This window comes from Planctomonas psychrotolerans, from assembly GCF_008642235.1.
Classification (GTDB): domain Bacteria; phylum Actinomycetota; class Actinomycetes; order Actinomycetales; family Microbacteriaceae; genus Planctomonas; species Planctomonas psychrotolerans.
The window spans coordinates 2,345,719-2,367,598 of sequence record NZ_SJEV01000001.1; the positions used below are offsets into that span (position 1 = coordinate 2,345,719).

Genomic DNA, 21,880 nt, shown 5'->3' on the forward strand with positions numbered 1-21,880 from the left:
CCGGAACCGGCTCCGCGCGACCCGGAGCCGATCCGGTCAGTAGTCGATGCGGTTGCCCGCGGCGAGCCAGGCGTCGAACGGTGTCGCGGCCGTCGCCGTGCGGAGCGACTGCACCTGCAGGGGCCAGGTCGCCCGGTCCCGGGCGAACAGCTCGTAGAACTCCCGGTCGTCGAAGCCGCCGCGTGCGGCGTCGTGCCGGTCGGCGGAGTAGACGACGCGATCGAGCCGGGCCCACAACGACGCGGAGACGCACAGCGGACACGGCTCGCAGGAGGTGTAGAGCACGCATCCGGCGAGCGAGAACGAACCCAGGGCGTTGCACGCGGCTCGGATGGCGACGACCTCGCCGTGCGCGGTCGGGTCGTTGTCCCGGGTGACGCGGTTCTGGCCGGTGGCGACCAGCTCGCCCTGGCGCGCGATGACCGCGCCGAACGGTCCGCCGCCCGCGGCCACGTTCGCGACGGCGAGGTCCACCGCCATCGCGAGCCAACCCTCGTCATCGATCGGCAGGGCGGCGCCCGTTGCCGGCGTCGCGTCCGGGCCCGGTGCGCCCGTCATGCCGGGCCTGCCCGGAAGGCCCACGGCGAAAGCGCGGGAGGCGCGTCATCGCGCAGCACCGTGGCCTGGATGAGGCCGTAGGGCCGGTCCGCGGCGAAGAACACCTCGTTCTCATTGGTGAGCCCGAACGGGGCGAGATCCGCGGCGAAGTGGTGCTTGTTCGGTGCGGACAGCGTGATCTCGGCGATCTCGGGAACCGCCTCGAGCACGGCCCGACCCATGTGCCACAGCGTCTGCTGCAGGGCGAGGGAGTGCACGGTCGCGAACTCCCGCACGAGGATGCCGCGGATCACGGGGTAGAACGCCTCCCAGGGCAGGTCGGTGCCGGTAAAACGCCATTGCGCCACGAGCGATGTGGCCATGACCCGGTCGGTGGTCTCCGGAAGCGTCGTGTACTCGTCCTTCAGGAACCCGGAGAACTCGGAGCCGGTGGACTTCAGCAGCACGAGGTCCTTGAGTCCACCCGTCACCTGCGCCGCGCCGCCCTCCTCCACCACGATGGCAGCGGTGCGCACCTCGGCGCCCGAGCGGACCCACGTGTGGTCGTGTTCCGCGCCATGGACCGTCGCGCGTTGCCACGCGTACTCCTCGAGCTCGATGAGCGCGCCGGTGACCGGGTCAACGTCGTCCACGAAGTGCCGGGCGAGGGCGAGTCCGTACCCCTCGATCGTGTCGATGCCGTGGGTCTTCGCGTAGGCGTACGCCGTATTCTTCTGCGTGTCGGTTGGCAGCACGCTCGACTGATCGCCGTCGAGGTGAGCGGCCGCGAAGTGTCCCCGCAGCGACGTCGACACGTTGAGGTCGCGCAGCTCGTGCCGGGGTTGCTCCCGGTGGATGCGCACGACACGGACTTCGGCTTTGCCGTACTGCGACGGCCCCAGGGAAATGCTCACCGTCGGATGCTCGCAGACGCAGGTTTCGTGCGCGTTTCGGGACGCAGCTGCGTGGCGTTACCCATCGGCGACGTCGTGTCGAGGGGGCGTCCGCCGAGCCAGGCCCGTCGGACGATCCCGCTCAGCTCCCGGCCGTCGTAGGCGCTGACCGGGTTGCGGTGCTGCAGCCGTACGGCGTCCACCCGGAACGTCTCGTCGGGGGCGAAGGCGACGAGGTCCGCGCGGGCGCCCGCCGCGATCCTGCCCTTGGTGGGCAGCCTCACCAGATCCGCCGGATTGCGGGACATCCATCGGCTCACCGATTCGATCGGGATGCCGCGCCGCCTCGCCTCGGTCCACACGGCGGGCAGGCCGAGCTGGAGGCCGGCAATGCCGCCCCACGCGCGCCCGAAGTCGCCGCCCGGCACGAACTTGAGGTCTGCCGTGGCGGGCGAGTGATCCGACACCACGCAGTCGATGATGCCGTCGAGGAGTCCCTGCCAGAGCGCGTCGCGGTTGGCCTCGTCGCGGATCGGCGGGCAGCACTTGAACTGCGTCGCGCCGTCGGCTACGTCGCCGTCATCGAGGGTGAGGTAGTGCGGGCAGGTCTCCACGGTGATCGGCAGGCCTTCGGCTCGCGCCGTCGCGAGGGCGGGAAGGGCGGCGGCCGCCGCGAGATGCAGGATGTGGCTCCGAGCACCGGTGCGGCGCACGCCGTCGATCACGGCGGCGATCGCGGTAGTCTCGGCCTCGGGCGGACGGGATGCCATGAAGTCGGGAAAGCGGGGGCCACCACTGTTCGCGGAGGCGTCGAGCACACCGGGGTCCTCCGCGTGCACGAGGAGCAGACCGTCGAAGGCGGCGATCTCGGCCTGCGCGGCGTGCAACTGGGGCGTGCTGAGGTGGTCGAACTCGTCGACGCCGGACGGGGCCAGGAAGCACTTGAAACCGAACACGCCGTCGTCGTGCAGGGCGCGCAACGATCCCAGGTTCTGCGGCACCGCACCGGCCCAGAACCCCACGTCGACGATGGCCTTGGCCCCGGCAACCGAGCGCTTCTCCGCCAGAGCCAGGGGCGTCACCGTCGCCGGGATGCTGTTCAGCGGCATATCGATGATCGTCGTGACGCCTCCGGCAGCGGCGGCCCGCGTCGCGGTGGTGAAGCCCTCCCACTCGGTGCGCCCGGGCTCGTTCACGTGCACGTGACTGTCCACGTTGCCGGGCAAGAGCACCTCGTCGTCGGCCAGGTCGTGCTCGACCTTCCCCCGGATCGCGGCATCCCGGCTGCCGAGGAACACGACGGTGCCATCCCGTACCCCGACGGCGGCCGGGCGGAAGCCGTCGTCGATGAGCACGCGGTCCGCGCGGAGAACGAGGTCGAGGTCGTCGGTCATGCTGGTTCCTTTTCGTTAGGGTTCCGGTGGGGCACCGCGCGGTGTCGGCGGGGTGTCGGCGTCGTCCGAGCGAACGTCCCCACCGCCCAGTCCCACCGCCCAGTGCCCGCCCACCCCTCTTCATCCGTTCCGTCAGCGAGGAGCCGACCATGTTCGACATCGCCGATGAGGTGCTCGCCCGGCTGCGCGCCGGCACGCCGATCGCCATCGCCACGGTGGTCGGCGTTCAGGGCAGCGCGCCGCGCGCGCCGGGCGCATCCCTCGCCGTGGACGCGAACGGTGCCGTGATCGGCAGCATCTCGGGCGGCTGCGTGGAGGGTGCCGCCAGCGAGGCGTGCTCGGCCGTGCTCGACGGTGGTGCTGCCCGCATCGAGCGCTTCGGTATCTCCGACGATGCGGCGATGTCGGTGGGACTGATGTGCGGCGGCGTGCTCGACGTGCTCGTGCGCGACATCTCGACGGATGCGGCCAGTCGCCGCGCACTGGAGGACGCCGAGATCGGCCGTGCGGCCTCGCTCGGCACCATCGTGGCAGGCCCGGCAGCACTCGTGGGCCGTACGATCGACAGTTCGGATGATGCCGGAGACGCGGCCGCGATGGACGCCGAGTTCGCTCGTGCGGGTATCGGAACCATCGGGGCGGCGCGCCTGCGGTCCGTCGTGCGCGGAGCAGCGGCGAGCGGACGCACCGGCCCGGTCACCATCGAGTGCGACGGTGCCGAGGTCGTGCTCTTCGTGGAGACGGCGCTGCCCCCGCCCCGGATGCTCGTGTTCGGTGCCACCGACTTCGCCGGCGCACTCGCCGTCGCCGCCACGCACATCGGCTACCGTGTCACCGTGTGCGACCCGCGCGAGGCGTTCGCGACCACGGAACGGTTCCCGCAGGCGGCCGAGGTGGTGGTGGGGTGGCCCGATGAGTACCTCGCGTCGACGACGGTCGACGCGCGCACGGTCGTGTGCGTGCTGTCCCACGACGAGCGGTTCGATGTGCCCCTGCTCGAGTGCGCGCTCGGGTTGCCCGTGGCGTTCGTGGGCGCGATGGGGTCGCGCCGCACGACCGACCGGCGCCGCGCCGCCCTCGCCGATCGTGGTCTCGCCCCCGCCGTGCTCGACCGGTTGCACGCACCGATCGGGCTCGACATCGGGGCGTCGAGCCCGGAGGAAACCGCCGTGTCGATCCTCGCGGAGATCATCGCGTCGCGCACCGGCGCTTCCGGTGCGCAGCTCACGAACGCCGTGGGACCCATTCATGCGACCGACCCTCCGGCCGGCCCGCTCAGCGGGTAGCTCCATCGAGCATTCGCCATAACCGGTCCCGGGACATGGGCAGTTCGTGCGGTCGTACACCGGTCGCATCACGGATCGCGTTGGCCAGCGCGGGTGCGATCGGGTTGTACGGCGCCTCGCTCATCGACTTGGCGCCCATGGGCCCGATGGTGTCGACCGTGTGCGCGAAGAGCACCTCGGTGTGCGGCACATCCGCCATCGCGGGGATGTGGTAGTTGCGCAGCGTGCGCGTGGTCACCGTGCCGGCGCCGTCGGTGCGCACCTCCTCGTAGAGCGCGGAACCGAGCGCCTGCGCGGTTCCCCCTTCCACCTGTCCGCGCAACTGCTCCGGATTGATGATCACGCCGGCGTCCACCGCCTGCACCGATTGCAGGATGCGCACCTCGCCGGTCGCCGCGTTCACCGCGACCCGGAAGCCGTGCACGTTGTACGCCATCGAGCGGGGCGTGCCGTCGTGTCGTCCCTCCGCCGAGAGCGACTCCGATCCCGGGTCGATCGCGTCGAGCAGCCGGTCGAAGCCGAGAACCGTGTCGCCGACGCGCACGCCAGCGGCGACGAGCGACACCGTCCGTGCCGATGCCCCGGCAGCGTCGTCCTGCGTCGTGCCCGCGCCCACCAGGCCGCGGGCGGCGCCCTGCAGTCGCTCGCGCAACCGTTCCGCGGCGAGCAGCACCGCCTTGCCGGCCACCACCGACCCGGCGGAGCCGAAGGCTCCCGTGTCGTATCGGACGGTGTCGGTATCGGACTGACGCACCGACACGCGGTCGATCGAGGTGCCGAGCGCGGTGGCGGCGAACTGCTGGTGCACCGTGGTGGTCCCGTTGCCGAACTCGGCGGTGCCGACGGCGATGGTGTACCGGCCCCGGCGGTCCACGGAGACCGAGGTGTCGGCGAAGTGACCGTACGGAGGCATGGTGGCGATCATGGCGATGGCCATACCGGAGCCCGCGGTCCACGGTTCGCCGACCGGCACGGGCTCCCCGCGGCCGCTGCCGAGCGCGTCCCGCACCAGGTCGAGGCACTCGTCGAGGCCGAAGCTGCCGAACTGCAGGTCGTCGTCGTCGGTCTCGGCCGGGGCACCCGGCCGCGCGACATTCCGGCGCCGGAACTCGAAGGGGTCGACGCCGACCTTTCGCGCCAGCTCGTCGAGCGCGCCCTCGACGGCGAACATGACCTGGCCCAACCCGTATCCGCGGAACGCGCCCGACGGGGGATTGTTGGTGTACACCGCCTCCGCGGTCACCCGGACGGACGGGCAGCGATACACCTTGAGCGACTCGCCGACACTGTGGAACAGCACCCCCCGGCTGTGGTTGCCGTACGCGCCCGCGTCGGAGAGCACGTCCACGTCGAGCGCGGTGAGCTCGCCGTCGGCGGATGCGGCCGCGGTCACCCGCACCGTCATCGGGTGCCTCACCGGGGCGAGGGTGAACTCGTCCTCCCGGGTGAACTCGTACTGCACGGGCATCCCCAGGCGTTGGACGGCGAGCATCACCAGGTCCTCCGTCAGCAGCTCCTGCTTGCCGCCGAAGCCGCCCCCGATGCGCTTCGTGAACACGCGCACCGCATCCTGTTCGACCCCGAACACGTGGCAGAGTTCGTCGCGCACGAGGTGCGGCACCTGTGAGCTGGTGCGCAGCACGACCCGGCCACCTGGGTCGAGCCAGCCCCGGCACGCATGCGTCTCGAGCGCCACGTGCGACACGCGGGCGGTGCGCCACGCTCCGCTCACCGTCGCCGCCGCGCCGGCCAGGGCCTCCTGCACGTCCCCGTGCGCCCGGGTGAAACTCAGCAGCACGTTCCGCTCGGCGGCATCCACCCGCTGTGCGGGCGTCTTGTCCGGATGCACGAGCGCCGCTCCCGGACGACGGGCGACCTCCGGATCGAACACGGCGTCGAGGAGCTCGTACTCCACCCGGAGCAGCCGGGTCGCCTGCTCGGCGATTGCCACTGTGTCGGCGACCACGGCCGCGACCCGCTGCCCGCGGAAGCGCATCACCGTGTCGATCACGAGGGTGTCATCGGGATCGTCCTCCCGATGCTCGTGCCTGCCTGTGGAGAACAGCGTCGCCGGGGAGTCCTCCGCGGTGAGCACGAGCCGAACCCCGGGCAGCGCTTCGGCCGCCGTCGTGTCTATCGACAGCACGCGCGCCGACGCGTGAGGGCTGCCGAGGATCTTCAGGTGAAGCACGCTGCGCGTGGGCAGGTCGAGCGTGTACTCCTCGCGCCCCGACACGATCCGTGCCCCCGCGGGAGCGGCGATGGACCGGCCGTGGGAGTCCCCATCAGGCGCGCTCTCGACGTTGCACACGCCCTGCAGCGCATCGCGGATGGAGCGGTACCCCGTGCACCGGCAGAGGTTGCCCTTCAGTCGGCGGGGGAGATCCTCCGCAGGCACGCCCTCGAGCGTGGACGCTGTGACTACGTAGCCGGCGGTGCAGAACCCGCACTGGAATCCGGCGGCGTCGACGAACGACTGCTGCACGGGGGATAGAGCATCGGGCGTGCCGAGCCCCGCCGCCGTGGTGATCGACTTCCCGGCTGCGCGGAACGCCGGGTAAATGCACGAGTGCACGGCGTCGCCGTCGACGAGTACGGTGCAGGCCCCGCAGTCCCCGGCGTCGCAGCCCTTCTTCACCTCGAAGTGGTCGGTGTCCCGCAGTACGGTGCGCAGGCACTGACCGGGTGCTGCCGACGCGGAGACGGCGCGACCGTTCACCTCGAAGGTCAGATCAGGTTCGTGGGACATCGAGTTCTCCTCGCACCTCTTCGGCGAGCACCGCGCTCACGGAGCGACGCCAGTCGGGCGCACCGTGCGGGTCGTCGTACCAGTTGTCGATCGCCGCCAGCGCGTGGCGAAGGGTCACCGCGGACGGGGTGGTGTCGAATCGCAGTTGCACGGGGCGGTCGGTCGCCGCCGTGATCGTGAGAACGAACGCGCCGTCGGCATCCCGTCGCCCGATCACCACGGCACCGGACCGGCCGAGGGGGGAGAGCGAGATCTTGCGGAACGCGGTGCGCGCGCGGAGGGCGCTCGACGGGATGTCTATGCTGCGCAGCACATCACCGGGTCGGAGCACGTTGGTGGTCGCGCCCGTGACGAAGTCCCGCACCGGAACGCGGTAGTCGTCGCCGTCGACCGCCCAGACCAGTGCGGTCGCGTCGAGTGATGCGGCCAGCGAGATCATCGCGCCGGCGGGAAGGGATGCGCACACGTTGCCGCCTACGGTGGCGGTCGTCCACACCTTGGATGACGCGAGGAGGGCGTCGCTGCACTCCGCTAACAACGGGTGCGCATGCCATTCCGCTCGCGGGCGTATGCGGGAGAGCGTGGCGATGGTGCAGGTCGCGGCGACCGAGAGGGTGTCGCCGGTGTCGGTGATCGCGGGCCAGTCGAGGCCGGCGAGGTCGACGAGTCCGGTGAGTCCAGGCTGCGGTTCGGAGAACAACCAGGTGCCGCCGCCCATCGGGCGCTCGCCCGGACCCAGCACGACGTCGTTCCTCGTCCGCGCGATGCGCACGCTCTGAACGTCGATCAGGTCCATACCGACGTAGTCAATCCCATCGATATTTCGGGCGCGTAACGCGTGCGCCGTGCAGGCGCGCGGTGTTATCCCGGTCATAACAGCAAAGGCCCGGGTAGTCGCGGTGTCGTGGTGGGATGGTGCGGGGTATCGCGGTTTGATACAGCAGAGGCCCGGGTAACCGCGGTGTCGTAGGGGAATGGTGCGGGGTATCGCGGTTGAGACAGCAAAGGCCCGGGTAGTCGCGGTGTCGTGGGGGAATGGTGCGGGGTATCGCGGTTGAGACAGCAAAGGCCCGGGTAGTCGCGGTGTCGTAGTGGGTCGAGGCGGTTATCGCGGCTGATGGAGCAAAGGCCCGGGTAATCGCGGTGTCGTAGGGGAATGGTGCGGGGTATCGCGGTTGAGACAGCAAAGGCCCGGGTAATCGCGGTGTTTTAGTGGGTCGGGGCGGTTATCGCGGTTGAAACAGCAAAGGCCCGGGTAATCGCGGGGGGAGCGATACACCGGGCCTTACCGTTGGAGCCGAATGGCTCGTGCACGCTACCCGGGGCGCAGATTCCATACCGGGGGAGGCGAATCTGGGGCTCGGGCGCTTCGAACGAAGCCGCGTACTTCGTGAACTCTACGCCTCCCGCTGTGCGCAGAGAAATCCCCGGTCAGCCCTTGACTAGCCCGGAAGGCCCTGGTAAACCGCGTCGGTGGGGAAATTACCCCTCTCTCGAACGCAGCGTCCCCCATAATGCCGACTGTGTCGAACGTTTCGCCGAACGTACAGTGGAGCATCGCCGTAAGATAGAGGCTCGAATCGGCGACATCGTCGGAGTCGTGCTGCGGTTCCGGCAGGCTTCGTCCGCACGCACACGTGAGCGAAGTGCCGGTGGGTATCGGGGGTATACCGTGACCGGCTCATTTTCTTTCCTCGTCATCACCACCGCCGGGAGCCGCTCGGAACGGCACAGAATCCGCCAAGGTTCTTCATAGCCAGCGCCAAGGTGAGGGCGGAGGATGATGACCGTGATTGCTGAGCAGCCGAAGTTCACCCGGGTAGACGGTTCGCCGATTCGCGTTCTGGTGGTCGATGACGAAGCGACCTTGAGCCAGCTCCTGTCGATGGCCCTGCGATACGAGGGGTGGGATGTGCGCACCGCCGATGACGGACAGCAGGCACTCCGCGTCGCCCGCGAATTCGTCCCGGACGTGATCGTGCTCGACATCATGATGCCGAACGTGGACGGCATGGAGGTACTGCGCCGCCTCCGCGCCGACGGCCGGGACATGCCGGTTCTCTTCCTCACCGCGAAGGATGCCGTGCACGACCGCATCGCCGGACTGACCGCGGGCGGTGACGACTACGTCACCAAGCCGTTCAGTCTCGAGGAGGTCATTGCGCGGCTCCGCGGCCTGATCCGCCGCACCGCGGTCGCGGTCAACGAATCCGCCGATCCCGAACTGCGCGTGGGAGACCTCCTCCTCAACGAGGAGAGCTACGAGGTCCGCCGCGGCGACACCCCCATCGAGCTCACGGCCACCGAATTCGAGCTGCTCCGCTTCCTCATGCGCAATCCGCGCCGCGTGGTGAGCAAGATGCAGATCCTCGACCGGGTGTGGAGTTACGACTTCGGCGGCCGGTCGAGCGTGGTGGAGATCTACATCTCCTATCTGCGCAAGAAGGTCGACTCGCTCGGAGCTCCGATGATCCACACGGTCCGCGGTGTGGGCTATGTGATCAAGCCGGCCACCGCATGACAGCCGTCGCCGCTCGTCCTCGACGCGGACGATGGTCCCTGCGGACGCGCCTCGTGTTCGGGGTGGTCGCCCTGCTCGCGATAGTGGGTCTGGTGGTGGGGTCGGTCAGCGTGCTGGCGCTGAACAGCTTCCTGGTCAGTCAGGTCGACACCCAGCTCACCGCCGCGGTGCAGCGCTCGGGTGACGCCTTCGGTCGACCGCCCGGCGGTGGCATCGGTAGCGGAGGGAACGGTCCGGAAGGTTCGGTCGTACCTCTGGACCGCCTGCTGCCCGGGCTCGGCGCGGGTGCGCTCGGCGTGTTCGAGAGCGACGGCGCGGTGGTGCAGGCGGGCTATCTCTCCGTCGATGGTGCCCCCCTCATCCTCACCGAGGAGCAGCGGTCGACCGTTCTCGGTGTGGACGCCGGCGTGCCGGAGACGGTTCAGCTCGGCGGCACCCTCGGCGAGTATCGCCTGCTCGCGCGCGACAGCGGCGCCGGAATCGTCACGATCGTGGGACTGCCGCTGAGGGAGGTCACCTCCATCACCGGCAACCTCGCAGGGATCATCGCGCTGGTCACCGGGCTCGGGCTGGTCGCCGCCGCCATCGCAGGAGCCTTCGTGGTGCGGATGGCCCTCCGACCGCTGGAGCGCGTGGTCGGGATCGCGACCAGGGTGTCGGAAGAGCCGCTCGACCGCGGGGACGTGGCGCTGACCGACCGCGTGCCGGCCGCTGACAGCGACTCGAGCACGGAGGTGGGCAAGGTCGGGGCCGCGCTCAACCGGCTGCTCGACCACGTCGGGTCGGCCCTGGCGTCGCGGGAACGCAGCGAGACCAGGGTGCGTCAGTTCGTGGCGGATGCCAGTCACGAGCTGCGCACGCCGCTGGCCGCCATCCGCGGCTATGCCGAACTCACCCGTCGGGCACCGTTCGTGCTGCCCGACGACGTGACGCACTCACTTAGCCGCATCGAATCAGAATCGGTGCGCATGACGCGGCTCGTGGAAGACCTGCTTCTGCTCGCCCGCCTCGATGAGAGCCGCGGAGGAACCGCCGAACCGGTCGATCTCGGACGCCTGCTCGTCGACGTGACGGGGGATGCCCGGGCCGCGGCACCGGAGCACGAATGGCGATTGGAGGTGCCGCTCGAGCCGGTGTCCGTGCCGGGGGACGCGACACGGCTTCACCAGGTGATCGCGAATCTGCTCGCCAACGCGCGCACCCACACGCCGCCCGGCACCCGCGTGACGGCGGCACTCGCCATGACCGACTCGCAAGCGGTGCTGTCGGTCGAGGACAACGGACCAGGGATCCCCGCCGACCTGCACGGCACGCTGTTCGAGCGTTTCGTTCGGGGCGACAGTTCCCGGTCCCGCAACACGGGAAGTACGGGGCTGGGGCTCGCCATCGTGCGCGCCATCGTCGAGGCGCATGGCGGGGAAGTGGCGGTGCGCAGCCACCCGGGCAGCACCCGGTTCGAGGTGCGGCTGCCCCTGCACCGGGCACTCCCGGCGACGCCCGAGGGACGCGCCGTTCCCGCCGGGTGAGCGCTGATCCGCTGCCGCGCCGCCGATTCGACGAGTGCTGGTGTCAGTCCGACGAGTGCTGGTGTCAGTCCGACGAGTGCTGGTGTCAGTCCGACGAGTGCTGGTGTCAGTCCGACGAGTGCTGGTGTCAGTCCGACCAGTCGGAGAACCGATACAGCACTTCGTCGATGTCGAACGAGGGAGGAGCGGCACTCCACCCGTCCACCTCGGCCTCGGACCGTTCGACCACCTCGATGCGCACCGGGATGCCCGGCGTGCAGAGAACGGAGATGGGACCGCGACCGACGGTGTGGAAGGTGACGAAGTCGCCACCCTGCCGAACGGCGGCGACGATCAGTTCCTTCAGGTCGTCGATCTCCTGCACCTCGCTGAGGAAGAATTCCTGGCCGTCGACACGCACCTTGTGCAGTCTCATGTCACACCTCGGGACGGTCCGATCGAGCGGTCGAGCTCGACGGAACAGGTTCATCAAGTTGAACCGTCGTTCCGGGTCCGGGGAACAGCGGGTGACGTAGAAGGAAACGCCAATGGGGTCATTATGCTCCCTTTCTCTCCACGCCCGGGTCACCCCGAGCACCGACGGGAGTCGCCGGTTGTATCGTTGAGGAATGAGCGGCTACGCGACGTGCCGACACGGTAGTGCGAGGCGCCATCGTGCCTGACCGGTTCGCCGCGGCGATGAGTGCCCTTACCGGCGCCGCCGGTGAAGAGGAGAGCCTGTGCTCCCACTTCCTCGACGTGCTGCCGGTGGATGGCGCGTCGGTGTCCACGATCGGCGAGATGCTCGGATCCGAGACGGTATCCGCGAGCGACCGCCAGGCAGCGCGACTCGACGAACTCCAGTTCGATCTCGGTGAGGGGCCGTGCTGGGACGCCCTCGCGACGGGCGGACCGGTGCTGGAACCGTGTGTGCGGGAACGTCCTCAGCGTGCCTGGCCCGCGTTCTCCGAGGCCATCGTGAACGACGACATAGGCGCGATATTCGCCTTCCCGCTCATGCTCGGTCCTCTGCGCCTCGGGGCCGTCGACATGTACACCGTGCGGCCGAGCAGGTTGAGCGACGAGCATGCCGAGCAGACGGCGGCACTCGCCACCGTCACGAGCCGCCTCCTGCTCGCCCGCGCGCTCCGCCTCACCCAGGATGAGATGCCGGCGGAGGACAGGAACCCGTTCTCCCGGCGATCCGTGGACCAGGCGACCGGAATGGTGCTGGCCCAGTTGGATATCTCGGCGGACGATGCCCGCCTCATCATCCAGAGTCACGCCTTCGCGACGCATCGATCGATGCGCGAAGTGGCGGAACTGATCCTGGACAGGCGATTGAACTTCGCGACGCGGAACGATGAGATCGAGGATTCCCATGATTGACACCACTCGCGAGGAACGCTTGATCGAAACGTTCACCGTCCTCGCCGACACCCTCGTGGCCGGCTACGACGTCGTAGACCTGCTCCAGACCCTCGTCGAGAGTTGCAGCGCACTGTTCGACATCACCGCGGCGGGCATCCTGCTCTCGGATACCCGCGGGGACCTCGAAGTGGTCGCCTCCACCAGCGAGGCCAGCAGGCTGGTCGAGATGATGCAGCTGAGCGCCCAAGCCGGTCCGTGCGTGGAGTGCTTCACCACCGGCACCGTCGTGTCGCTGCCCGACATCGACGACGGTCCGGCGTCGTGGGCGCCGTTCCGGGAAAGCGCCCGTGAGCAAGGTTTCGCGTCGGTCTTCGCCATACCCCTCCGCCTCCGGGAGACGACGATCGGTGCCCTCAACCTCCTTCGCAGTGCTCGAGGCGAGTTGCGCCACGAGGACGTGCGAGCGGCCCAGGCCCTCGCCAACGTCGCCACGATCGGGATACTGCATGAGCGGGCGGTAACGGAGAACCGCACGGTCCGCGACCAGTTGACGAGTGCGCTCAAGTCCCGCGTCGTGATCGAGCAGGCCAAGGGGGTGCTTTCGCACACCCACGGAATCTCCATGGAGGAGGCCTTCGTGCTGCTGCGCACGTACGCACGGAACAACGGACGCATGCTGTCGGAGGTCGCGGAACGACTCGTCGACCGCACGCTCCGCATCTAACCGGTTCCGCTTCCGGCGATTCCGCATCGGACGTCGCGACCCGAGCCCACCCGGGAGGGGGCTGGACAGTCGGCATCGGGGGGTTCACGCTGAGAGCATCCATCCGACCCCGCCGAAGGTGGCGCTCATGAACCCGGAAGCGAGCAGTCGAGCGGTCGCCATGTGCGCTGCGTCCGCACTGCATCCGTATCTCCTCGCGCGCGCCGGTTCGGTTATCCCGGCGCCGACAGCGCCGGGAACACCGGACTCCGCACCGTCGTTTCCCCCGCTGTCGTCTCCCGCCAACTCCTCTCGTGCCGAGGGTGTGCTCTCCGTGCTCCGCGCGCACCTTCGGGGTCGCGAGGCGGAGCTGACGACGGTGAACGAGGCGATGCACGCGCCGGAGGACGCCGCTCTGTGGCGGCGCTTCGAGCGCGTCCTGACGGACGAGGTGCGCTCGAACGCCGCGCTCGCCGAGCGGCTTCGTGCGCTGCTCCTGCCGACCGAGCCGCGACTCGACGAGGTCGACTCCTTCTTCGGGAAGGGGATCACGTCGGGATCCGGTCGAGGCACCGCAGCCGAGCGTGATCCCGGGCCGGAGGCATCCGTCGCACCCGACGAGGCGACGAACGCGGCTGGAGCAGCCGGTTCGGACGAGGGCTGGAACCGATTGCTCACCGACGTGGAGGAAAGAGGCACGCTGCTCAACTACTACGAACCCCCGGAGAAGTCCCATCCGGGGGACCCGTCGGAGTCGTCCGAACCGGGCTAGACGGGCCCGTGCCTGTGCGTCCGCCCGGTCGGTTCGTCGGGCGCGGTGCTCACCGTGCATCATGGAGGGGATGAGTACCGGAACCTTGTTCAGCGCCCCCACCGACCGCCGCGGCGTCGCCCGCATTCGATCCCGCGCCGCGCTGGCCGCGACGATCGGACTCCTGGCGGCGCTGACCGCTCCGGCGACGTCCGCTTCGGCGCACGACACGCTGTCGTCCGCCGACCCCGCGGCCGGAACGACCGTCACGGAACCCCTGGACACGATCGCCCTGACCTTCACCGAGGACCTGCTCGTGCTCGGTGAGGAGGCGAACGGCTTCGCCATCCAGGTGCTCTCCGCCGACGGGAACCATCTCGCCAGCGGCTGTGTGGATGTCGCCGGCCCTGTGGCGGAGACGAGCGTGGCTCTGCCGTCGGATGGCGAGTACGCGGTGCGCTGGCAGGTCGTATCGAGCGATGGTCACCCCATCAGCGGTGAGTACTCCTTCGCCTATGCGACGGGGGAGACGCTCGACGTGCCCGCCCTCGCCGATCCGCCGGTCTGCGGGGCCGCGTGGGCGGGGAGCGAGCCGGAACCCGAGATGACCACCATGACCGAGGCGCCGGCCGAGTCACCCGAGCCGTCGGCATCCGCGCCCGCCGCAGGGGAGGACGCGGAGACCGGCAGCGGTGCGAATGAGAACGCCGCCAGTGGCGGCGATCAGACGGACCCTGCCTCCGACGACACCGACATCCCCCTCGGGGGAATCGTGATCGGTACGCTCGCCATCATCGGCGCCGCTGCACTGGTGATCCTGATGGCACGCCGGCGCTCGCGCGACCTCCCGTAACGTCCGCTCCCGCGGCGACGCCCGGCGAGTAGCCGGACGGGCGCGACAACTCGCTAGACTGGCGCGACAACCGAATACAGCGACCACGCACGCGATGCGGGAGAGCCCGGGAACGCAGCCGGGCACCGAAGGAGCAAGCCTCCCCGCCAATCTCTCAGGTAATACGTACCGCATCGAACGGGTCACTCTGAAAAGCAGGGCTTCGTCCCTCGCCCATGGTGAAAGCCGCCTTCCGCTCCGTCGGGGGACTGGTGAAACTCTCAGGCACATGACAGAGGGGGAGTTCTTCGCGATACGCGCGCCCGCGCGTTGCCGCACTCGATGGGAGAACTCGTGTCCGCCTCCGCCTCCGAACGTCTTTCGCCGCTGCACGCCGTCCACGTGGCGGCCGGTGCGAGCTTCACCGACTTCGCCGGGTGGCAGATGCCCGTGCGGTACACCAGCGACCTCGCTGAGCACCACGCCGTGCGCACGGCAGCGGGGATCTTCGACCTCTCCCACATGGCGGAGATCGCCGTGCGGGGCACCGGTGCCGCCGCCGCCCTCGACTACGCGCTCGCCGGACGCCTGTCCGCCCTCGCGATCGGGCAGGCGAAGTACAGCCTGCTGCTCACCCCGGACGGCGGGATCGTGGACGATGTGGTGGTCTACCGTCTCGCGGACGACGACTTCCTCGTGGTCGCGAACGCCTCGAACCGCGGCGCCGCCGTGCAGGAGCTCACCGACCGGGCTGTCGCCTTCGATGCTCGGGTCGTGGACGAGAGCGATGCCACCGCGCTCATCGCCGTGCAGGGACCGGGGTCCCGCGGCATCCTCGACCGCGTCACCGCACTGGACGCCGGAACGCCCCTGGCGGAGCTCCGCTACTACCGGGTCACCTCCGCCCGCTTCGCCGACCGGCCCGTGCTCATCGCCCGCACCGGGTACACGGGGGAGGACGGGTTCGAGCTGTACGTGCCGGTCGACGTGGCCGAGAGCCTCTGGACCGCGATCGTGCAGGCCGGTGCCGGGTCCGGACTCGTGCCCGCGGGTCTTGCCAGCCGCGACACGTTGCGCCTGGAGGCGGGGATGCCGCTGTACGGTTCCGAGCTCGGCCGCGACATCTTTCCCGCGCAGGCCGGCCTCGGCCGCGTGGTCAACCTCGCGAAGGACACCGACTTCGTCGGACGGCACGCGAGCGAGAACGGCCCGGACGCCGTCGCGCGGGTGCTGGTGGGCCTCGCCTCCGAGGGCCGCCGCGCCGGACGGGCCGGCTATCCGGTGTACGCGTCCGGCGACACCGAAGCGGTGATGGAGGCGCTCGAAGGCGCTGTGGACCCCGCGGGCATCGTCACGAGCGGCGCCCTGTCGCCCACGCTCGGTCACCCGATCGCGATGGCCTACGTCGACCCCGCGGTCGCCCGGCCGGGCACCACCGTCTACATCGACGTCCGCGGCACCCGGATTCCCGCCACCGTGGTTCCCCTGCCCTTCTACACCCGCGCATCCTGAGCGCCTCCCCTCGACCGAAGGACGTCCCATGACGACGAACGAGCGCAAGTACACCCCCGACCACGAGTGGATCACCGTCGACGGCGACATCGCCACGATCGGCATCACCGCCTACGCCGCCGACAGGCTGGGCGACGTGGTCTTCATCGAGCTGCCGGAGGCCGGGGCCGACGTGGCCGGAGGAACGGTCGTGGGCGAGATCGAGTCGACCAAGTCGGTGGGTGAGCTGTTCGCGCCGGTCGACGGCACGGTCATCGAGGTGAACACCGCGGCGATCGACGAGCCGGCCATCGTGAACCGCGACCCGTTGGGCGACGGATGGTTGATCCGTGTGCGCTTCACCGCGCTGCCCGACCTGCTCGACGCGGACCAGTACGCGGCGCTGGTGTCCCGATGACGCGGGAGTCGGCCGCATCCGCCCCCGCCCGTGACCTCGGCGCCTTCGCGAGCCGTCACATCGGCATCGACCGCGATGCCGAGGCCACCATGCTCGCCGCTGTCGGCTACGACACCGTCGAAGCGCTGGTCGCCGCCGCCGTGCCCGCCTCGATTGCGGTGGACGGCTTCCGCGAGCCCGGCTCGTCGGTGCTGCCGCCAGCGGCCACCGAGCGGGAGGCGATCCTCGAGTTGCGGGCGCTCGCCGACCGCAACTGCGTGCGCACGTCGATGATCGGCCTCGGCTACTACGACACCATCACCCCCGCGGTGATCCAGCGCAACGTGCTCGAGAACCCCAGTTGGTACACGGCGTACACGCCGTATCAGCCGGAGATCTCCCAGGGCCGGCTCGAGGCGCTGCTCAACTTCCAGACGATGGTGTGCGACCTCACCGGTCTCGCCACCGCCAACGCCTCCATGCTCGACGAGGGCACCGCCGTGGTCGAGGCGATGCTGCTCGCGCGTCGCGCGTCGAAGTCCCCGTCGAACCGATTCCTCGTGGATGCGGATGCGCTGCCGCAGACGAAGGCCCTGCTCGAGAACCGCGCCGCCGCGGTCGGTATCGAGCTCGTCGAGTTCGAGGTCCCCGAGCCCACCACGGTCCCAGAGCCCACCACGGTCCCTGAGCGCACCACGGTCCCTGAGCCGTCCATGGTCCCTGAGCCCGTCGAAGGGACGCTCTCCACGGTCCCTGAGCCCGTCGAAGGGACACTCGCCGACGTCCTCGCCGACGGCGCCTTCGGGGTGTTCGTGCAGTACCCCGGCGCATCCGGTCGGGTGCGGAACCCCGCTGCCGTGTTCGCCGCGGCGAAGAGCGCGGGCGCGCTCGCCATCGCCGCCGCCGACCTCCTTTCACTCACGCTGCTCACGTCGCCCGGTGAGCACGGGGCCGACATCGCCGTGGGCACCACGCAGCGCTTCGGTGTGCCCATGGGCTTCGGCGGACCGCACGCCGGCTACCTGGCCGTGCGCGCCGGCCTCGAGCGGCAGCTGCCCGGGCGTCTCGTCGGCGTGAGTCAGGATGCGACGGGCCACCCGGCCTACCGCCTCTCGCTGCAGACCCGCGAGCAGCACATCCGTCGCGAGAAGGCGACCTCGAACATCTGCACCGCGCAGGTTCTGCTGGCCGTGATGGCCGGGATGTACGCGGTGTACCACGGCCCGGGCGGGCTCCGGCGGATCGCGCAGCACGTGCACGCCGCGGCGCTGCGGTTCGCCGCGATGGCCGACGCCGCCGGGCTGCAGGTCGTCTCGCCCTCGTTCTTCGACACCGTCGAGGTGCGCGTGCCGGGCGGGGCCGCCCCGGTCGTCGCGCGGGCGGGCGAGCGGGGCGTCAACCTGCGGCTCGTGGACGCGGACACCGTGTCGGTCGCTTTCGACGAGGTCACCGCGCCCGGCCCCCGCGTCGCGGTGCTCGACGACCTCGCGCACGCCTTCGGCATCCCGGCGGCCCCCGCGGGAACGCAATCCCCCGCGGCGGACGATGCCGACGCGGACGCCGGATCGCGTTTCGGCGTACCGGCCGACGTCGTGCGCACGAGCGACTACCTCACTCACGCGGTGTTCAACACGCATCGGTCCGAAACGTCGATGATGCGCTATCTCAAGCACCTCGCCGACAAGGACTACGCGCTCGATCGCGGAATGATCCCCCTGGGCTCGTGCACGATGAAGCTCAACGCGGCCACGGAGATGGAATCCATCACCTGGCCGGAGTTCGCCCGCATCCACCCGTTCGCGCCCGCCGCGGACGTGGCCGGGTACCTCACGCTCATCGCCCAGCTGGAGACCTGGCTCGCCGACGTGACCGGCTACGACACCGTGTCCCTGCAGCCCAATGCCGGCAGCCAGGGTGAGCTGGCGGGGCTCCTCGCGATTCGCGGTTACCACGACGCCAACGGGGGCAGTGCCCGCACGGTATGCCTCATCCCGTCGAGTGCGCACGGCACGAACGCGGCGAGCGCCGTGCTCGCCGGGATGCGGGTGGTGGTCGTGGCCTGCGACGAGCTCGGCAACGTGGACCTCGCCGACCTGCGGGCGAAGGTCGCCGAGCACGCCGACACGCTCGCCGCCCTGATGATCACCTACCCGTCGACGCACGGCGTGTACGAGCACGAGGTCCGAGCGATCTGCGACGCGGTGCACGAGGCCGGGGGCCAGGTCTACGTCGACGGGGCGAACCTCAACGCGCTCCTCGGCTTCGCACGCTTCGGCGACTTCGGTGGCGACGTGTCGCACCTCAACCTGCACAAGACCTTCTGCATCCCGCACGGCGGCGGTGGCCCGGGTGTGGGTCCGGTCGCGGCCAAGGCGCACCTCGCGCCGCACCTTCCCGGTCACCCGTTCGCCCAGAGCGCCGACCACGCGCTGATCCCGTCGTCCGCGTCGTCGGCCTCATCGGGCTCGGCGAGTGCGGATGCCGGGCCGGTCGTGAGCACGATCGCTCACGGCGGTGGCCCGGTGTCGGCCGCGCCCTACGGAAGCCCGAGCATCCTGCCGATCAGTTGGGCCTACGTGCGCATGATGGGCGAGGAGGGCCTGACGGCGGCCACCGCGGCCGCCGTGCTGTCGGCCAACTACATCGCCGCCCGCCTGCGCGACTCCTATCCGGTGCTCTACGCGGGCGACAACGGTCTGGTGGCGCACGAGTGCATCCTCGATCTGCGTCCGCTCACCGCGTCGACCGGCGTGACAGTGGACGACGTGGCGAAGCGCCTCATCGACTACGGATTCCACGCGCCCACCATGAGCTTCCCGGTGCCGGGCACGCTGATGGTGGAGCCGACCGAGAGCGAGGACATCGGCGAGGTCGAGCGGTTCATCGAGGCGATGATCGCCATTCGGGCCGAGGCGGATGCCGCGGCGGGCGGCGGGACGGACAACCCGCTCCGCGGGGCGCCGCACACGGCCGAGTCGGTCATCGCGGGGGAGTGGGACCACCCGTACACCCGTGAGCAGGCGGTGTATCCCGTCACGAGCCTGGTGCGCGGCAAGTACTGGCCGCCGGTGCGTCGCATCGACCAGGCCTACGGCGACCGCAACCTCTTCTGCGCCTGCCCGCCCCCGGAGGCCTTCGCCTAACCCGTCGCTCCCTCCCGTCGCTTCTCCCTGTCGCGGCACGTACGTTCTCCTCGCGGCACGCGTTGCATCGCGTGCCGCGAGGGAAGAACACGTGCCGCGACGGGAACGACGCGGGGCGGGGCGGGGCGCGCCTAGTGCTCGACGGCCTTTTCGGCGCCGTGGCCGGTGAGGGAGCGCACCTCCATCTCGGCAGCGATGGCGGGCGCCTCGAGCGTGCGGCTCGTCACCGTTCCGACCCAGCCGAGCAGGAACCCCACCGGAATCGAGACGATGCCGGGGTTGTTCAGCGGGAAGATCGAGAAATCCGCGTTCGGGAACATCGATGTCTCTCCGCCCGACACCACCGGCGAGAAGAGAATGAGCACCAGCGCGGTGCCGAGCCCGCCGTACATCGAGAGCACGGCGCCCCGCGTGGTGAACCGCTTCCAGAACAGGGAGTAGAGGATCGTCGGCAGGTTCGCGCTCGCGGCGACCGCGAACGCCAGCGCCACCAGGAAGGCGATGTTCTGTCCGTTGGCACCGATGCCCGCGATGATCGACACGACGCCGATCACCACCACGGTGATGCGGGCCACGCGCACCTCCCCGTTCGGCGGCACCGCTCCCTTCTTGATCACGCTCGCGTACACGTCGTGGGCGAAGGATGCGGCCGCCGTGATGGTGAGGCCGGCGACCACGGCGAGGATGGTGGCGAACGCCACCGCGGCGATGATGCCCAGCAGGATCGGCCCGCCGAGCTCGAGCGCGAGCAGCGGCGCCGCGGAGTTCACGCCGCCGGGGGCGGCCAGGATGCGGTCCGACCCGATGAGCGCGCCGGCTCCGTAACCGAGCACGAGCGTGAACAGGTAGAAAACGCCGATGAGCCAGATCGCCCAGACGACCGATCGCCGCGCCTCCCGCGCCGTCGGCACGGTGTAGAAGCGCATCAGCACGTGCGGCAGGCCCGCCGTCCCGAGCACGAGCGCGAGGGCGAGGGAGAGGAAGTCGAGGCGCGTGAGGGCGGTGAGTCCGTACTGGTTGCCCGGCTCGAGCACGCTCGCGGCGGACGCCGCATCCGCCGCACCGAGAAGCGTCGACAGGTTGAAGCCGTGCAGCGCCAGCACCCACACCGTCATCACGGCGGCACCGACGATGAGCAGGAACGCCTTGATGATCTGCACCCAGGTGGTGCCCTTCATCCCGCCGACCAGCACGTAGATGATCATCAGCACGCCGACCACGGCGATCACCACGGACTGCCCGACGCGATCGTCGATGCCGAGGAGCAGCGAGACGAGCCCACCTGCGCCGGCCATCTGGGCGAGGAGGTAGAAGAAGCACACGGCCAGCGTGGTGGTCGCGGCGGCGAGGCGAACCGGCCGCTGCTTCAGCCGGAACGACAGCACGTCGGCCATCGTGAACTTGCCGGTGTTGCGCATCAGCTCCGCGACGAGCAGCAGGGCCACGAGCCACGCGACCAGGAACCCGATCGAATAGAGGAACCCGTCGTAGCCGTTCACGGCGATGGCGCCCACGATGCCGAGGAACGACGCGGCCGAGAGGTAGTCACCGGCGATGGCGGTGCCGTTCTGCGGGCCGGTGAACGATCGGCCGGCGGCGTAGTAGTCGGCCGCCGTCTTGTTGTTGCGGCTCGCCCGGAACACGATGATGAGCGTGACCGCGACGAACGCGCCGAAGATCGAGATGTTGAGGATCGGGTCACCGGTAGACGTCTCGGGAGTCATGATCGCGCCTCCCCGGCGTGCTCGCGACCCTCGAGGTCGGCACGGATCTCCGCGGCGATCGGATCGAACCGAGCGTTCGCCCGGTGCACGTACCACGTGGTGATGGCGAAGGTGGAGACGAACTGCCCCAGACCGAGGAGGATGCCCACGTTGACGTTGCCGAACACGGGAGTGGACATAAAGTCGTGCGCGTAGGCGGCGAGCAGCACGTAGGCGAAGTACCAGACGAGAAACGCGATGGCCACGGGGAAGACGAAGCTCCGGTGCTCGCGCTTCAGTTCGCGGAACCGGGGTGAGTCCTCGACCTCCGCGTAATCGATGACGGGCGGCGAGGACTTCGCCGGATAAGCGTCATTGCTCATGCTGCTCCTTGGCTGAGAGGCCGCGAGGAACGCCCGCGGCGTCCGCGGATCCTCCACGCGGTCCGCACCTCGACGTGCGGACACCTCACTGTATTTCCGAGCGGTCGGGATACCGGCATTTCGGGCGCACGGGTCCGGCGAGTCGCGAGAGTCTCCCGTCGCGGCACGCCTTTTCCGCTCGCGGCACGCGGAGCGACGCGTGCCGCCAGGGGAAACACGTG

The 21,880-nt window shown here is 69.9% G+C and carries 18 protein-coding genes and 2 riboswitches; of the genes, 10 read left to right on the top strand and 8 right to left on the bottom strand.

All coding sequences use genetic code 11. From position 1 onward, the window contains the following. Positions 1 to 36: 36 nt before the first annotated feature. From EY822_RS10840 to allB, 3 genes are read right to left on the bottom strand one after another with little or no spacing between them, the layout of a single operon-like run. Positions 37 to 558: a nucleoside deaminase gene (locus EY822_RS10840; RefSeq protein WP_150308270.1), complete on the bottom strand. Its 522-nt coding sequence runs from the start codon at positions 556 to 558 to the stop codon at positions 37 to 39. Then, a complete protein-coding gene (pucL, locus tag EY822_RS10845) occupies positions 555 to 1,451 on the bottom strand; it encodes a factor-independent urate hydroxylase (protein ID WP_150308271.1) in 897 nt (298 codons plus the stop codon). Before pucL ends, EY822_RS10840 begins: the two co-directional genes overlap by 4 nt. Further along, positions 1,448 to 2,824: an allantoinase AllB gene (gene allB, locus EY822_RS10850; RefSeq protein ID WP_150308272.1), complete on the bottom strand. Its 1,377-nt coding sequence runs from the start codon at positions 2,822 to 2,824 to the stop codon at positions 1,448 to 1,450. The genes pucL and allB overlap by 4 nt, the downstream gene beginning before the upstream one ends. A gap of 149 nt (positions 2,825 to 2,973) precedes the next feature. On the opposite strand from allB, the gene EY822_RS10855 reads away from it, so the two are divergent. Further along, positions 2,974 to 4,110 (top strand): XdhC family protein, encoded by a 1,137-nt coding sequence (locus EY822_RS10855; RefSeq protein ID WP_150308273.1) that lies wholly within the window; start codon positions 2,974 to 2,976, stop codon positions 4,108 to 4,110. On the opposite strand, the gene EY822_RS10860 is transcribed toward EY822_RS10855, so the two are convergent. Together EY822_RS10860 and EY822_RS10865 are read right to left on the bottom strand one after the other, a co-directional pair. Then, positions 4,100 to 6,859: a molybdopterin-dependent oxidoreductase gene (locus EY822_RS10860; RefSeq protein ID WP_227497213.1), complete on the bottom strand. Its 2,760-nt coding sequence runs from the start codon at positions 6,857 to 6,859 to the stop codon at positions 4,100 to 4,102. The genes EY822_RS10855 and EY822_RS10860 overlap by 11 nt on opposite strands. Then, complete coding sequence (locus EY822_RS10865) at positions 6,843 to 7,655, bottom strand: FAD binding domain-containing protein (protein WP_150308274.1); 813 nt, start codon at positions 7,653 to 7,655, stop codon at positions 6,843 to 6,845. Before EY822_RS10865 ends, EY822_RS10860 begins: the two co-directional genes overlap by 17 nt. A gap of 993 nt (positions 7,656 to 8,648) precedes the next feature. Between EY822_RS10865 and EY822_RS10870 the strand changes: the two genes are divergently transcribed. Together EY822_RS10870 and EY822_RS10875 are read left to right on the top strand one after the other, a co-directional pair. Next, the gene (locus tag EY822_RS10870) at positions 8,649 to 9,380 is read left to right on the top strand and encodes a response regulator transcription factor (RefSeq protein WP_406610245.1); all 732 of its coding nucleotides are present in this window, start codon (positions 8,649 to 8,651) and stop codon (positions 9,378 to 9,380) included. A 53-nt stretch (positions 9,381 to 9,433) separates the two neighbouring features. Further along, positions 9,434 to 10,906 carry a sensor histidine kinase gene (locus EY822_RS10875; protein ID WP_227497214.1) on the top strand — a complete coding sequence of 491 codons (1,473 nt, stop codon included), beginning with the start codon at positions 9,434 to 9,436 and terminating at the stop codon, positions 10,904 to 10,906. Positions 10,907 to 11,033: 127 nt separating this feature from the next. Here the strand turns inward: EY822_RS10875 and EY822_RS10880 are convergent, their stop codons facing one another. Next, entirely contained in the window at positions 11,034 to 11,321 is a 288-nt protein-coding gene (locus tag EY822_RS10880; protein WP_150308277.1) for a hypothetical protein, read from the bottom strand. Positions 11,322 to 11,560: 239 nt separating this feature from the next. Here EY822_RS10880 and EY822_RS10885 point away from each other — a divergent pair, with 239 nt between their 5' ends. The 7 genes from EY822_RS10885 to gcvP all read left to right on the top strand — a co-directional run bounded on the left by EY822_RS10885 (position 11,561) and on the right by gcvP (position 19,573). After that, positions 11,561 to 12,274, top strand: a complete 714-nt coding sequence (locus EY822_RS10885; protein ID WP_227497215.1) for a GAF and ANTAR domain-containing protein — start codon at positions 11,561 to 11,563, stop codon at positions 12,272 to 12,274. Next, entirely contained in the window at positions 12,267 to 12,980 is a 714-nt protein-coding gene (locus EY822_RS10890; protein ID WP_150308278.1) for a GAF and ANTAR domain-containing protein, read from the top strand. Before EY822_RS10885 ends, EY822_RS10890 begins: the two co-directional genes overlap by 8 nt. Before the next feature lie 127 nt (positions 12,981 to 13,107). Continuing rightward, positions 13,108 to 13,731: a hypothetical protein gene (locus EY822_RS10895; protein ID WP_150308279.1), complete on the top strand. Its 624-nt coding sequence runs from the start codon at positions 13,108 to 13,110 to the stop codon at positions 13,729 to 13,731. Between the two features lie 70 nt (positions 13,732 to 13,801). Beyond that, positions 13,802 to 14,563: a copper resistance CopC family protein gene (locus tag EY822_RS10900; protein WP_227497216.1), complete on the top strand. Its 762-nt coding sequence runs from the start codon at positions 13,802 to 13,804 to the stop codon at positions 14,561 to 14,563. Between the two features lie 87 nt (positions 14,564 to 14,650). Next, positions 14,651 to 14,744, top strand: a riboswitch (glycine riboswitch). After that, positions 14,745 to 14,848: riboswitch (glycine riboswitch) on the top strand. A 36-nt stretch (positions 14,849 to 14,884) separates the two neighbouring features. Then, positions 14,885 to 16,054, top strand: a complete 1,170-nt coding sequence (gene gcvT, locus EY822_RS10905; RefSeq protein WP_150308281.1) for a glycine cleavage system aminomethyltransferase GcvT — start codon at positions 14,885 to 14,887, stop codon at positions 16,052 to 16,054. Positions 16,055 to 16,082: 28 nt separating this feature from the next. Continuing rightward, on the top strand, positions 16,083 to 16,451 hold the full coding sequence (gcvH, locus tag EY822_RS10910; RefSeq protein WP_150308282.1) for a glycine cleavage system protein GcvH: 369 nt from the start codon (positions 16,083 to 16,085) through the stop codon (positions 16,449 to 16,451). Beyond that, positions 16,448 to 19,573 carry an aminomethyl-transferring glycine dehydrogenase gene (gcvP, locus tag EY822_RS10915; protein WP_150308283.1) on the top strand — a complete coding sequence of 1,042 codons (3,126 nt, stop codon included), beginning with the start codon at positions 16,448 to 16,450 and terminating at the stop codon, positions 19,571 to 19,573. The genes gcvH and gcvP overlap by 4 nt, the downstream gene beginning before the upstream one ends. Positions 19,574 to 19,704: 131 nt before the next feature. Here gcvP and EY822_RS10920 read toward each other — a convergent pair whose 3' ends face one another. Together EY822_RS10920 and EY822_RS10925 are read right to left on the bottom strand one after the other, a co-directional pair. Beyond that, positions 19,705 to 21,297 carry a solute symporter family protein gene (locus tag EY822_RS10920; RefSeq protein ID WP_150308284.1) on the bottom strand — a complete coding sequence of 531 codons (1,593 nt, stop codon included), beginning with the start codon at positions 21,295 to 21,297 and terminating at the stop codon, positions 19,705 to 19,707. After that, a complete protein-coding gene (locus tag EY822_RS10925; protein WP_150308285.1) occupies positions 21,294 to 21,659 on the bottom strand; it encodes a DUF485 domain-containing protein in 366 nt (121 codons plus the stop codon). Before EY822_RS10925 ends, EY822_RS10920 begins: the two co-directional genes overlap by 4 nt. Positions 21,660 to 21,880: the final 221 nt, after the last annotated feature.